Genomic DNA, 13,131 nt, shown 5'->3' with positions numbered 1-13,131 from the left:
GGAGGGATAAAGAGATGAACCAAGTGATGAGAGCTACAGCGGCGCAGTTGAAGGCGGAAATTTTGCGTACGATACGGAACAGAAGATTTGTCATATTTACGATCATTATGCCCGCTATGTTTTACTTCATTTTTACGAATACAATAGGAGGGAACACACAGGTAGGCGGGGTGGAATGGAGAGCCTATTACTTGATGTCGATGACGGCGTATGGCGTTATCGGGGCCAGCGTGACCTCGCTGGCAGTCAGATTTTCCCGCGAACGCTCCCACGGCTGGACGAAAATGATGCGCATCACGCCGCTTCCCGGCTGGGCGCAAATTGCGGCTAAAATTGCCGGGCAAGGCTTGCTGAACTTATTTATCATTCTTTTTATGTTTGCGCTCGGGGCTATGGTTGAAGGGGTTCGCATTTCGGCTGCGCAATGGATCGGGTGCGGCTTGTGGATTTGGCTGGGTTCCTTTTCTTTTATGGCTTTGGGCGCTTTGCTCGGAACGATGCGCAATGTCGATGTGGTTCAGGTTATCGGGAATTTGACATTTATGGGGCTGTCCATTGCCGGCGGCCTGTGGATGCCGATCTCAACGATGCCTGACATCATGCAGACGATTGCCCGCATATTGCCGACGTACCGTTTGGGTCAAGGGGCGTGGAGCATTGTCGGCAACAGTGGCGTAGAGTGGGGCAATGTTGCCGTTCTTGCTGTGTATGTCCTGATCTTTATGGTAATATCGACATATATTATGCGAAAGCAGGAAGCGGTGTAATGTTTTCATGGGAGTAAAGCAAGGACAGCAGCGCGAAAGGCCGCCCATAATATTTGCCGTTATTTGGCTCTTGTATTTGATTTTCCCGATTTCCTCCATACTGGAGCAGCCGATTGCAGGAATGGTATTGGATTTTTTCATTCTTGTGCTATTCGTTGCAGCTTATATCGTCAGCTTTGCAAGCCGCAAATTTCGGTTTGTGCTCATCTTGGTGCAGCTTGTGCTGGTTTCCTTTTTTAGCGTTCGTTACCACGGCAATTTTTTGTACATGGCCTTCTATCCTTCGCCGGTCATTGGAACGCTGCCATCCGTAAGGAAAATGGCACTTGCGCTCGGTGCGATGCTGCTGCTGTTCGTTTCCGTTATTTTATATAATCAGATTTATCTGGACCAGGCTCAGCTATTGCAGCTATTGCCTGCCCTTCTCGTCATGCTTGCAATGCCGCTTGCGATGAGAGCAGGGATACGCTCCAAGGAGCTGCGTGCCAAGCTGACGCTCGCCAATGAGGAGATTGCCCGCCTGTCCAAGGTTGAGGAGCGCCAGCGGATTTCGCGAGATTTGCATGATACGCTGGGGCATACGCTGTCGCTAATCACTTTAAAAAGCGAGCTTACCGAACGGCTCATACCGCTCAACCCGGAGCGGGCCGTCAAGGAAGTGCGGGACGTTCAGACTGCTTCTCGGGCTGCGTTAAGCCAAGTGCGCGAGCTGGTATCGGGAATGAACTTGGTCACGATCCAGGAGGAAGTCATTCAGGCCAAAAAAATCTTGTCAGCGGCCGGCATCGTGCTGGAGTTAAAAGGGCCATTGGAGACTGCCGCACCCTCTCCGGTAATTGATAATATTGTCGGCATGTGCCTCCGAGAGGCGGTCACCAATGTCGTCAAGCATAGCCGGGCGACTACATGCATCGTTGAGCGTGCCGATAGCCCGGGAGAACTAAAGCTCATTGTAGAAGATAACGGTATCGGCACATCGGAAGACACAGGAAACGGCACTGGTCTTGCAGGGATCAGTAAACGCCTGAAGCTGGTGGAGGGCTCGATGCGCTATGAATCGCAAGAAGCGGGAGGTACTCGTCTTGTATTTACAGTGCCGCGCATAGCTAAAGGGATTGTAACGGATGAGGGGAGATAACAAACAGCATGAAAATTGTAATCGCGGAGGATCAGGCAATGCTGCGAGGCGCGCTGAGTGCTTTGCTTGATTTGGAACAGGATATCGAAGTTATTGGAGAGGCGGAAAATGGAGAGCGGGCCATCGAACTGATCAAGGAGCTCGCCCCTGATATTTGTCTTTTGGATATCGAGATGCCGCATCTTAGCGGGCTCGATGTCGCAGAGCGTCTGCAGGCGGGAAAATCGGCGTGCAAGGTTGTTATTTTGACGACATTCTCGCGTTCCGGTTATTTTCAAAGGGCCATGCGGGCGGGCGCGAAAGGGTTTCTGCTGAAGGATTCTCCGGTAAGCGAACTGGCCGCCGCCTTGCGTCAGGTGTATGCCGGCGGGAGAGCGGTTAGCCCTGAGCTCGCTTTGAGCTTCTGGGAAGCGGAAAATCCGTTGACCGACCGTGAACGGGAGGTATTGAAGCTGGCAGCAGAAGGATTGCCTGCAGGCGATATCGCAAGCCAGCTGCATCTTACTGCAGGCACTGTCCGCAATTATTTGTCTGAAGCGATCCAGAAGCTGGAGGCGAAGACGCGCATTGAAGCGATCGGCATTGCCAGGAAAAACGGCTGGCTCGATTAAGAGATTTTTCCTCAGGTAAATTTTGGGGAGGAAATATGCTATAATTTAGCAGAAGCTGTCTTTCTTAAAAATTTGCTAATCGCTTATGGAGGGTGGAAATTGCAGTTGGGTTCCCTCTATGTGCAGGAGGATCACGGTTGAGATGAATAGTAAACGTTATCTTGCAGGCATGCTTGTGGCTGCATCTTTTATGCTGACAACAGCGCCTGTAAATTTAAACGCCGCTGCGGCCAGCAGTTCTGCCCCAAGCAAATGGGCTTTGAACGAGATTAAGGAGGCGCTGGAAGCACGTCTTGTCCCTTCCTGGGTGGACGGGAAATACCGCACCAAAATAACGCGGGTGCAATATGCTGAGATGGCCGTATTGCTGTACGAGCGGCTGACTGGACAAGCCTTGCCGGAGCCGAAAAAAAATCCGTTTAGCGATACGCGCAGCTACTATGTTGTGCAGGCCTATGAGCTGGGCATCGTCAGCGGAACGAGCCGTACTACCTTTTCGCCTGACGCATGGATTACACGCGAGCAAATTGCCGTCCTGCTATATAATACATTGCTGAAAGCACAGCTGAACGACCGGCTGCAGACGAGCGGCATACCGCAATTTGCCGACGGCCAAAAAATTGCCTCCTGGTCGGAAGAGGCTGTAGGGATACTGGCGGCCAGCAATATTATAACAGGGAGCAGGCAGGAGGACCGCACATGGTTTATGCCGCAGCAGACGACGACGGTTGAAGAAGCCGCCGTCATGCTGAACCGGGTATATCAGCAGTTTGGCGCATCCGTTGTAAATAATGAGGCAGAGCTGCTGCGGGCAGTAGAACAGGGGCGTTCATTTGTCATTAAGAACGAACGCACCAAGCAAGTGTATGCCAAGGCTCAAGAAATCATCAGCCGGCTTATTAAGCCGGGAATGAGTGATTATGAGAAGGAATTGGCGATTCATGATTATCTGGTGCTGAACATTGCTTATGATTACGACAACTATAGCAATAATACTGTTCCTGAAGCTTCCTATGAAATTTATGGCGCATTGCTGAAGGGTATCGCTGTTTGCCAAGGTTATGCCAATGCTGCCAAGCTGCTGCTTAATATGGCGGGCATTGAAGCTCATGTCGTTACCGGGCTTGCCAAGGGAGAGCTGCATGCCTGGAACAAGGTGAAGCTTGACGGTGAATACTATAATCTGGATGTCACATGGGACGATCCGGCGCCTGATGTTGCGGGCCGCATCGATTACGGCTATTTCAATGTTTCAGACAGTCAGCTGCGCAAGGATCATAGCTGGGAGGACGATTTGCCGCAAGCCAGCGCAACCAAGCATAATTACTATAACGTGAACGGCCTGGTAGTGCGCAGCAAAGCGGAATTTGAAGCCCGTCTGTCGGAAGCGATCGAGACAAGATTGAAGCTTGTGACCTTAAAAAGGACGTACTCGGACAATGCGGACATAACGGGGCTGCGCGAGTTCATTTTCGGCTATTCCCATGTAGATAAATTTGTTTATTCATTCGGCAGCGACGGCGTCATTACGATCAGCTTTAATTATCGTTGACTCTATCCTGCTCGACTGCTGTATACCCGATACTGAACTGAGCTTCCATCGTCTGGCCGGCTTCCAAAAGAGGCAGTTCTTCCTTGCGGTTTAGCTCATAAGGCAGTGCCATCCAGGGCTCGACGCAGATGAACGGGCGCTCGTCCAGCTGCCACAGGACAATATATTTAAATTGTTCGCTGTAAGTGATGCGAATCGTTCCTTGCCCGTCCGGACCCGGTATCGTGACATCCGGTCTGGTTGCATCGAGCAAAATATACGATTCTTTGACGCCATTCAAATCAATGGGGCCGTTAATTTCTTTGATCGTATGATCATTGTAATCCCGATAGCGGGTGGCGTCGGTCCCGTAGACGATTTTTTTGGAGCTCGTGCTGAAGTAAGGATGGAATCCTGCGTACATCGGCATGCCGCTTGCCGAAAGATTGCGATAGGTTTGCTGCAGATGCAGCTCTCCATTGCGCAGAGAATAGGTGAACAACAGCTCGAAATCGAAAGGAAATTCCTGCCGCGTATCTTCATTGCTGCGAAAACGAACGGTTAGTTCAGCGGCATCGGTTTCGGAGGCGGAAACGACCTCCCATGGCCGGTTGCGCACAACGCCATGATTGCGCATCTTGTAGGTGACGCCTTCCCATTCATAGCGGCCATCGGTTAATTGTCCGCAAATGGGAAACAGGATAGGATTGCCGCCGCGGATATTTTCGTCCGGTTTGATAAATGTGTCGCGATCGAAATAAAACAGCTCTTGCCCATTCAGCCGGCACCTGATCGCAATAGCGCCGCGTTCCGGACAAATCGTAACGGCGGAATCGGTGGCTTCTTCAGTTAAAGTAAATAGCGGATATGTATCTTCATGCTGCTGTACAGTAAATTTGCCCATAAGTTAATTGTCCTCCTGCGTTTATAATACATTATGCTCATGATTGTAGCATACCATAAGGGCAGCGCGGGACAGAAGCGAGAGATTGCACATTTAACTATATTGCATTATTGAATAGCAGACGATATAATATAGCTGAAAGGAATTATTTTTTTGCCCAACTATTCTATAATGATGAATACTGTGCAATAAGAGATAGGGGGCTTGCCAGTGAATGTCCAGTTTAAGAAAGGTGTGCTAGAGCTTTGCGTATTGGCGCTTACGGCCTGGCATGACCGTTACGGCTATGAATTGGCGGTAGCCATTTCAAACAAATTTGAGGTGGCCGTCGGCAGCGTATACCCGATTTTGAGCAGACTGACGCAAGAAGGCTATTTTTCGACTTACTTGCAGGAGTCCTCTGAAGGTCCGCCGCGGAAGTATTACAAACTGACGCCGCAAGGCCACTCGCATTTGATGGAGCTTATCAGTGAGTGGCGTATATTTTCTCATGCAGTTGATGAACTGGTTAAAGAAGGTGTGGAGAGATGACAAAGGAGCAATATTTAGGGCAGCTATGGGATTTGCTCGCTCCGGTCCCGGAGCAGCAGCGACGGGATATGATGTTGGATTATGAAGAGCATTTTCGGATGACGGCTGAGCATGGCGGCACTGCGGAGGAGGCAGCCGCTGAGTTGGGCGACCCGCGCGTGATTGCCAAGGAGCTGCTGCTTGACTACCGTGTAGTTGAAGCGGAAAAGAGCGGCGGCGTTGTCAGCATTTCTAGAGCGGTGATGGCCACTGTAGGGATGGGATTTTTTAATTTAATCTTTGTCCTCGGGCCTTATGTTGGTCTATTGGGTGTGCTTATAGGCTTGTGGGGAGCCACGCTAGCACTGGCTCTCGCTCCCCTCGCGGTCATGTTTGAAGGTGTTTTCGGTGAAAACTTGACGCTGATGCAAGCTTCTTTTCTTTCGATCGGTATTCTTGGCTTCGCTATACTTTTCGGGGCAGGAACCTATAAGCTGACGCAGGGCGTATTCAAGCTGACACTGAGATATTTACGTTTTAACACAAGAGTTATGAAAGGGAGAAAATCATGAGAAACTGGCTGATTGTTGCAGCAATTTTAATTGTAATCGGATTGATCGGTGCGGGAGTGACATTGGGTCAAGACGGCTTTTCGCTCAAGACCGTTGACGTATTGAAGGAGGAGAGCGTCCCGGCTGCCGGGATCAAGAAGGTCCGGCTGGAGACGGGAAGTACGGACGTAACTGTTGTGCGGGGCGACGGCGACCAGATTAAAGCGGAATTGAAAGGGAAAGCAAGCGGGAAGTTTATTGACCGCATCAAGTTAGAGGTTGAGACAACAGGCGATGTGCTGACGATCAAATCGCGGCAAGATACCGGATTTAGTATCGGCATCAATATTTTGGATGTGGAGCTGAAGGTTGAGCTGCCTGAGCAGCAGTATGAGGAATTGGCGTTAGATGCCGGGAGCGGCAATGCGAAGATCAGCGGCTGGAGCGGGGAAAAGCTGAATATCGATATCAGTTCGGGCAATGTGACCGCAGAGCAAATTAAAGGCACTGCAGAACTTGCAACTGGCTCAGGCAATATTACTGTTCATGAGCTGGAAGGCGAAGAAGTGGTGCTAAAGACAAGTTCAGGAAATATTCGTCTCGATCAGGCGAAAATTAATAAAGGAACTGTTACTACCGGCAGCGGCGAAGTGCAGCTTAACGATGTCGATGGCCCGATGACGGTTGGAACGAGCAGCGGCGGCATCGATATCGGAATGGAGCGGTTGCTGCATCCGCTAAACTTAAAAACAGGCAGCGGCGATGTTTCTATCGAGACAGACGAAGAACCGCAATCAGCTGCGATTGAGTTCGATACCGGCTCAGGTGACCTATCTTCTGATTGGGACAATGGTTTTAGCAAAACCGGGCGCAAAGGCGGAGAACTTAAATTCGGCAATGGCGAAATTAAAGTGTCTGTCGATACAGGCTCCGGAAGCTTGTCGGTCGGCAAAAGATAAAGAGAAAAAAGGAGATGTCCACGCGGCTGGAAGGCGCATGGATATCTCCTTTTCGCTGTTTGTCCCTGTATGTCAGCCCCAAATATCTTCCGGCTTCAAATGCAGCTCGCTGGCAATCAGCTCGGCGGTCAGACGCATCGGTTTAATAATCTTCCCATTGCGCAGCTTGGAGATGGTCTGCATCGAAATACCCGTTAGTTCTGCTAATTGCTGCGTGGAGATATTGTGGCGAGCCATCGCGATTTTAAGCTTGGTCGAGGGGTCAGAAGGCTCATTATAGGGCTGAAGGCCAGTAACGACAAAGCCGAACTGTTTAAGGCTGCCATCTCCATTATAGAAGGGCGAGAACACAACGGTGAGCTGTAAATCGACCATGGAGGCAACCCGCTTGGAGCGTAATTTTATTTGTGCTGCACGCTTGTTGCTAGCGGCTTGGATGATCTCATTCATCAGGCGCTCTTGATCATCTTCATGAATTAGGGAAATAATATGCTGTCTAATTGCTATGTCCGGATCAAGGGTAGAGATCGGGGCGGTAAACACGGCGCGTTCAATGAGGAGATCTTTGGCGACGAATCCCCATATTAGAGCCTTTCCGGCTTCAATAATGGAATGGATCCATAGCGCCCCGCTAATATCCTGGGCAATGAACAATACTGCTGGCTGATTATTGTATTCGATGATGCGACGCGTTAGTTTAATGCGAATAGAATGGTTTTTTTTGGCATGCAGGAGATAATGGGGGCTGGAGTTGCTGCCATAGGGAGAACCGTCGGTGCTGATCATCAAGCTGGATAAGGGCAGCTTGCCCAGTTCGGCTTCTGTAAAACCGGAAAGCGTCAGAAAAGCTTCATTGGCTTTCGCAATCTTTGCTTGCATCCCCTCCCCTGCAATAATAGCCATCGGTTCGTTAAAGGTTTGAAAGATCGTCTCGAATGCGGTCAATCTGCTCTTCACCTCTTCTGTCTGCTCTAGCTGTAGATAGACAAAGTATAATCATCTCGAGACAGTAAATTCAACTGGTTAAATTTTTAAACTCGGCTGCATCCGGCGCACAAAAAATGCGAATTTGTCTCCTAACAACGGGAAGTGTGAGAAAAATCAGGTTTTTTGCGAGTTTTGTGAAAGCTTGCTATGACCCATAATATTCTGGACACTTTATTGGGGCTGAGGGGGATTTAATTGAAAATTTGCATCGTGGAAAATTGTGGACGGCCCGTGAAAGCAAGACAGTACTGCTCGATGCATCATCAGCGCTGGTTACGGCATGGAGACCCTCTTGTTACGAAAGTGCGCCAGCCGGGTCCTCCTACAGTGTGCAAGTGGGTTAACTGTACGAAACCTGCGATCTGCAAAGGGTATTGTGCCAAACATTACTACATTCAACGTGTTATGAAGCCGTAATTTTTCCGTTCATGTGCAACTGACGACCTATGAAGCCTTTCTTCCGGCATCGTATAATAGAAAGGGTTGCAGTCTGATGCCGGGAGGATGAGGGCATGAATAATCGATCGCTTCGGACAAAAATTATCGTGCTCGTATTCTTGATTACAGCCATCCCGCTTACGATTGTCGGGATTGGTAACTATACAGCTGCCAAGAGTACGGTTATGGAAGGATTGCACGAGCAAGCATGCGCCAAAGTACATATCTATGCTTCAAGCTTATCTTCCTGGATTGCGACGCGACTTGCCGAGGTGGAGGTCATGAGCCGAACGAGCCGTGTGCGCTCGGGATCCGCGGAGGAACGGAACAATTATTTTCGCGAGGAAGTTTTGCAGACCCAGCCGGACTTTGTCTCGATCGGCTTTGTCGGGGAAGACGGCATTTTGCAGCTGAGTGACGGCAGACGGATCCAGCTGCGCAATGAGCCATGGTTCGGCAAGGCAATGGCGGGCCAATCCACTGTATCGAACCCATTCCTGCGCGACGGAAAATATTTATTTGTCATACAAGTCCCGGTATACGCCGCGGACCGGCAAATTGTCGGGATCGTCAATGCCGCGCTGCGTATGGAAGGATTATCGCAAAAGTTTCTGGACTTCCCGGCAACGAAAGACGACCATGTCATGCTGTTTAATCAGCAAGGGATGATCGTAGATTATCCGGATCCGCAAATTGCGATGGAGCGCACCTTGTTTGCCAAGGATCTGCCTTATGCCGAGGCAGCTCCCTATCTGCTTGAGCGGGATGAGGGCTATGTAAAGCTCCAGTCACAGGGCGAGCGGGCCATGGTCTTTTTTGCGGCTGTCAACGGGACGCCGTGGAAAATTGCGATGAAGGTGCCGCTTAACGAATTCGAGGCGCCGCTCGCCTCTTTGCTGGGGCGCACGATTTTAACGATCGCTTTGGCGGAGGCGGTCATCACTTTATTTTTGCTTCTCTTAACCAACCAGCTGTTGAAGCGGGTCAAACGAGTGCTGTATGTAACAGAGGCGGCATCGGCAGGGCGCTTCGACGTGGAGCCTGTTCCGGAGGCGGGGCAGGATGAGCTGGCGCAGCTGTCTTATTCTGTTAATACGATGAGCGCGCGCTTGCGCGAAAGCTTTGAACGGATGGAAGCGATTATTAACCAGAATGAATACGCCTTTATTATGCTGGATGATCAATATCGGGTCACATACTTCAGCAAGGCTGCGGAAAAAATGCTGGGGTACCGCGCCGAGGAGGTGCTTGGCACTGCTACAGCGCTCACTTTTATCGATGAAGCGGACCTGCAGCAGGAAGCATCGGAATTGAGCGCGAGATTAGGGAGGGGGATTTCACCGGGGCTGGACCTGCTAACGAAGCTGCAGGAGGAGCACGGGGTATCCTATGAGCGGGAGTGGAAGTTTGTCCGCAAGGACGGGACAGCCTTTCCTGTTGTCCTGAGCTCGAACGGAATACGCAATCGGGACGGGCACTATATTGGGCTGGTAGGGATTGCAAGAGACATTACAGGTCTGAAGGAAGCGGAGAAGGCGCAAAATCAGCAGCTGAGAGTTCTGGAAGCGGCCAAAGATTTAATTGCGATCTTCGACGATCGCGGGCGGTTGCTCTACATGAATACAGCCGGACATGAGCTGCTGGGGCTGACCCGTGTAGAGCCCCATATTGCCGCAATTGAACAAACCCGCTTGATGGCTGCCCTGCTTGAGAATATAGGCGAGGTCTCATTGCACGGATTTATGGAAAGCGAAACTTGTCTGTATACGAAGGACGGCCGCGGCGTGCACGTGTCCAAAATTTTGGTTGCTCACCGGGATGAAGGTTCGGGGGAAATGTTTATCTCCTGTATCGCTCGTGACATAACCGAGCAGAAGCGCGTCCAGAGTGAACTGGAAGCCGCCACGCGGGAAGCCGAGGAGGCCAGTCAGGCAACCAGCGATTTTCTTGCCCGCATGAGCCATGAAATTCGCACGCCGCTTGCCGGTATTATCGGACTGATTCGTTTGCTGCAAAAAACCTCGCTATCGGAGCTGCAGCGGGACTACTTGGACAAAATGCATGCTTCATCGGACGCCTTGCTGCATATTATCAATGACATTCTCGATTTCGCCAAAGCGGAAGCCGGCAAGATTGAGCTGAGCGAGGTTACATTCAAGCCCGAGCAGCTGATTCAAAAGCTCGCGGATCTGCTAAGTATGTTTGTGGGCGGCAAGGAGCAATTCGAGTTTCTGATTGAAATACCGGATGAGCTCCCAGGCGGCTTGATCGGCGATGCGCTGCGGCTTGAGCAGGTGCTGTTGAATCTTTGCGTCAATGCGATCAAGTTTACAAGCCATGGGCATGTGCGTCTGCGGCTGTCGCTTGTAGAGAAGCAGGCAGAATATGCAGCCATTTGCTTTGAGGTTGAGGATACGGGCATCGGAATTTCAGATGAGCAGCTGGCCAAGCTGTTCGAACCTTTCACGCAGGCTGGAAGCGCGACAAGCCGCAAATACGGCGGAACCGGACTCGGTCTTGTTATTGCCAAAAGCTTGGTCGAAATGATGGGCGGCGCGATTGGCGTGGAAAGCAAGCAAGGGGCAGGCAGCCGCTTCTATTTTACACTGAGGTTTGCCATCGCAGGAGCAATGCCCAAGGGAAGCCCGCACCTGCTGCAGACGGGAAACTACGCGGCCTGGGTAGTGGAGGATTACCCGCTCTCGCAGCTGCATTGGAACTCGTATTTGGAGGATATGGGGCTGCTGCCCATCCTCTTCTCGTCATGGCGCTCCGCGCAAGAACGGCTGGTGCGGGCCGGTATCGGGGGATTGCCGGATGTCGTTCTGCTCGACTTTGAAATGCCTGATATGTACGGCAGCGAGACCTGGCAGTCCTTTCGTGAGGTGACCAGACGCTGCGGTGTGATGACCATCGCGCTGACGACTGCTTTTGGCCGGGAAGAACTGCTCAAGCTACCGCAAGATGACCGGCCGGAAGCAATTTTGGTGAAGCCGGTAGGGAAGCTGGCCTTAAGACAGGCATTGTCTGTCGTGCTCAGCAGACGTCCTTCAGAGCGGCTGGCAGGCGCTGTGGAAAGCGCAGCTGCATTAGAGCAAAAATGCCCGTCCAAAGGAACGATTTTGCTGACTGAAGACAATGCCATCAATCAGCTGGTGGCGGTCGAGCTGTTGCGGGAATGGGGCTTTGTCGTCGAGGTTGCCGAAACGGGCGAGGATACGCTGCGGCTGCTGGATGAAGGGAATTGGGATTTGATCCTGATGGACATTCATATGCCGGACATGGATGGCGATGAAGTGGCGCGAATTATTCGTTCAGAGCCGCGGTTCGACCGCTTGCCGATCATTGCCTTGACAGCAAATGTGATCCGGCAGGATCACGAGCGGTATATTCAGCTTGGGATGAATGATGTGTTGACGAAGCCGATCGATGCGGAAAAGATGCATCAGGTGATTGACAAATGGATTCGCCGCGGCGGAGAATCAAGGCTTGAGCCAGCCGGGACGGAAGCTGTTAAAGTGGTGCCGGCGCTGCCTGTTATCGCAGGGCTGAATGTGGCGGAGGCGTTGGAGCGTGTAAACGGGAAGCGGCATATATTGCGCCATATGCTGGAGCTGTTCGTCCGTGATTATTGTGGTTTTGAGGAACGGCTGCTGGCGATGCTGGCGGCCGGAAGCCACGCTCAAGCCAGAAGAATGGCGCATACATTGAAGGGGGTAGCGGGCAACTTGTCGGCCGCGGGGTTAACCGAGAAAGCGGACCGGCTGGAAAGTCTGCTCAAGCTGCCGGAGGGCACCGTCAGCGAAGCGGAGATCCAGGCAGCAGTTCGGACAATTGGTGAAGAACTGAACCCGCTGCTAAAAAAATTAGGAAATGATGTTTTCGACAGTTTGTCCTAACATTTTTCTAACAAATCTATTGTTGGGTCATCTTCACTATTGTATATTTGTAGTAAAGGCATTCTAACGCATTCTTCAGTCCCCCGAGGTGAAATCCATGAATAAGGTGCTTGTCATTGAAGATGATGTCATGATGAGCGACATGCTGACACTGTATTTGTCGGAAGAAGGCTACGCGGTGAAGCAAGCGGGGAATGGTGAAGCGGGATTGAGGCAGCTGGAGAGCTTCGATCCGGATCTGGTACTGCTTGATCTCATGCTCCCAGATTGGGATGGAACGGAATTATGCCGGATAATACGGCAGCATTCATGTGTACCGGTTATGGTCGTATCCATGAAGACGGAAGTGTCTGAACGTGTACAAGCGTTGCGGGCAGGGGCAGATGATTATTTATGCAAGCCATTCAGCATGCATGAGCTCAGTGCACGGATAGAAGCCCTTATCCGTCGTTCCAAGCTAGTGGGCACCTCTGCAAGCAATACGTTGTCTGAAATGCCGTTTACCGATCAGAAGACTGCTGCAGAAGAAGCGCCAATCCGACTCGACACTGAGCGGCGGCTGCTGCTTGTACGGGGTGTATTGGTGGAAACTACATTCTCTGAATTTGAACTAATGAAGCTATTTCTCGCACAGCCGGGGAAAGTATTCAGCCGCGAAGACCTGATCAATGCAATCCGCGGGTTTGATTCCTTTGTCACTGATCGGGCGATTGACGTTCATATTGTCAATTTGCGTCGAAAGGTGGAGCCGAATCCTAAAGAGCCCCGATACATTAGAACGGTCTGGGGCGTTGGATACAAATATGTTCAGGAGGCGTAAGCAATAAATAGCAAGC

Annotated in this window: 11 protein-coding genes; 9 read left to right on the top strand and 2 right to left on the bottom strand. The window is 51.1% G+C overall.

Features of this window, described 5'->3' with window-relative positions; translation table 11 throughout:
- Positions 1–14 precede the first annotated feature (14 nt).
- The 4 genes from ACFQ0N_RS08525 to ACFQ0N_RS08510 all read left to right on the top strand — a co-directional run bounded on the left by ACFQ0N_RS08525 (position 15) and on the right by ACFQ0N_RS08510 (position 4,068).
- Entirely contained in the window at positions 15–767 is a 753-nt protein-coding gene (locus ACFQ0N_RS08525; RefSeq protein WP_379324847.1) for an ABC transporter permease, read from the top strand.
- 7 nt (positions 768–774) lie between these two features.
- Positions 775–1,905, top strand: coding sequence for a sensor histidine kinase (locus ACFQ0N_RS08520; protein ID WP_379324845.1), 1,131 nt, complete (start codon positions 775–777; stop codon positions 1,903–1,905).
- Between the two features lie 8 nt (positions 1,906–1,913).
- Positions 1,914–2,516, top strand: coding sequence for a response regulator transcription factor (locus tag ACFQ0N_RS08515; protein ID WP_379324843.1), 603 nt, complete (start codon positions 1,914–1,916; stop codon positions 2,514–2,516).
- A gap of 142 nt (positions 2,517–2,658) precedes the next feature.
- On the top strand, positions 2,659–4,068 hold the full coding sequence (locus ACFQ0N_RS08510; protein WP_379324841.1) for a transglutaminase domain-containing protein: 1,410 nt from the start codon (positions 2,659–2,661) through the stop codon (positions 4,066–4,068).
- On the opposite strand, the gene ACFQ0N_RS08505 is transcribed toward ACFQ0N_RS08510, so the two are convergent.
- Entirely contained in the window at positions 4,055–4,951 is an 897-nt protein-coding gene (locus tag ACFQ0N_RS08505) for an aldose epimerase family protein (protein ID WP_379324839.1), read from the bottom strand. The genes ACFQ0N_RS08510 and ACFQ0N_RS08505 overlap by 14 nt on opposite strands.
- 210 nt (positions 4,952–5,161) lie before the next feature.
- On the opposite strand from ACFQ0N_RS08505, the gene ACFQ0N_RS08500 reads away from it, so the two are divergent.
- From ACFQ0N_RS08500 to ACFQ0N_RS08490, 3 genes are read left to right on the top strand one after another with little or no spacing between them, the layout of a single operon-like run.
- The gene (locus ACFQ0N_RS08500) at positions 5,162–5,482 is read left to right on the top strand and encodes a PadR family transcriptional regulator (RefSeq protein ID WP_379324837.1); all 321 of its coding nucleotides are present in this window, start codon (positions 5,162–5,164) and stop codon (positions 5,480–5,482) included.
- On the top strand, positions 5,479–6,033 hold the full coding sequence (locus ACFQ0N_RS08495) for an HAAS signaling domain-containing protein (protein ID WP_379324835.1): 555 nt from the start codon (positions 5,479–5,481) through the stop codon (positions 6,031–6,033). Before ACFQ0N_RS08500 ends, ACFQ0N_RS08495 begins: the two co-directional genes overlap by 4 nt.
- Complete coding sequence (locus tag ACFQ0N_RS08490; protein WP_379324833.1) at positions 6,030–6,971, top strand: DUF4097 family beta strand repeat-containing protein; 942 nt, start codon at positions 6,030–6,032, stop codon at positions 6,969–6,971. The genes ACFQ0N_RS08495 and ACFQ0N_RS08490 overlap by 4 nt, the downstream gene beginning before the upstream one ends.
- 72 nt (positions 6,972–7,043) lie before the next feature.
- Here ACFQ0N_RS08490 and ACFQ0N_RS08485 read toward each other — a convergent pair whose 3' ends face one another.
- Positions 7,044–7,928: a helix-turn-helix domain-containing protein gene (locus tag ACFQ0N_RS08485; RefSeq protein WP_379324831.1), complete on the bottom strand. Its 885-nt coding sequence runs from the start codon at positions 7,926–7,928 to the stop codon at positions 7,044–7,046.
- A gap of 542 nt (positions 7,929–8,470) precedes the next feature.
- Between ACFQ0N_RS08485 and ACFQ0N_RS08480 the strand changes: the two genes are divergently transcribed.
- The gene (locus ACFQ0N_RS08480) at positions 8,471–12,295 is read left to right on the top strand and encodes a response regulator (protein ID WP_379324829.1); all 3,825 of its coding nucleotides are present in this window, start codon (positions 8,471–8,473) and stop codon (positions 12,293–12,295) included.
- Between the two features lie 97 nt (positions 12,296–12,392).
- On the top strand, positions 12,393–13,115 hold the full coding sequence (locus tag ACFQ0N_RS08475) for a response regulator transcription factor (protein WP_379324827.1): 723 nt from the start codon (positions 12,393–12,395) through the stop codon (positions 13,113–13,115).
- The last annotated feature ends 16 nt before the right edge of the window (positions 13,116–13,131 follow it).

It is taken from the genome of Paenibacillus sp. GCM10027626, from assembly GCF_042676285.1.
In the GTDB taxonomy this organism is placed as follows: domain Bacteria; phylum Bacillota; class Bacilli; order Paenibacillales; family Paenibacillaceae; genus Paenibacillus_Z.
Note: the sequence above shows the minus strand (reverse complement) of the source record. Positions and strands in the feature narration are given on the sequence as shown.

Coding starts and splice junctions, on each gene's coding strand:
- ACFQ0N_RS08520 (WP_379324845.1), top strand. CDS start 775: ATGGGAGTAAAGCAAGGACAGCAGCGCGAAAGGCCGCCCATAATATTT.
- ACFQ0N_RS08525 (WP_379324847.1), top strand. CDS start 15: ATGAACCAAGTGATGAGAGCTACAGCGGCGCAGTTGAAGGCGGAAATT.
- ACFQ0N_RS08480 (WP_379324829.1), top strand. CDS start 8,471: ATGAATAATCGATCGCTTCGGACAAAAATTATCGTGCTCGTATTCTTG.
- ACFQ0N_RS08515 (WP_379324843.1), top strand. CDS start 1,914: ATGAAAATTGTAATCGCGGAGGATCAGGCAATGCTGCGAGGCGCGCTG.
- ACFQ0N_RS08505 (WP_379324839.1), bottom strand. CDS start 4,951: ATGGGCAAATTTACTGTACAGCAGCATGAAGATACATATCCGCTATTT.
- ACFQ0N_RS08495 (WP_379324835.1), top strand. CDS start 5,479: ATGACAAAGGAGCAATATTTAGGGCAGCTATGGGATTTGCTCGCTCCG.
- ACFQ0N_RS08490 (WP_379324833.1), top strand. CDS start 6,030: ATGAGAAACTGGCTGATTGTTGCAGCAATTTTAATTGTAATCGGATTG.
- ACFQ0N_RS08475 (WP_379324827.1), top strand. CDS start 12,393: ATGAATAAGGTGCTTGTCATTGAAGATGATGTCATGATGAGCGACATG.
- ACFQ0N_RS08510 (WP_379324841.1), top strand. CDS start 2,659: ATGAATAGTAAACGTTATCTTGCAGGCATGCTTGTGGCTGCATCTTTT.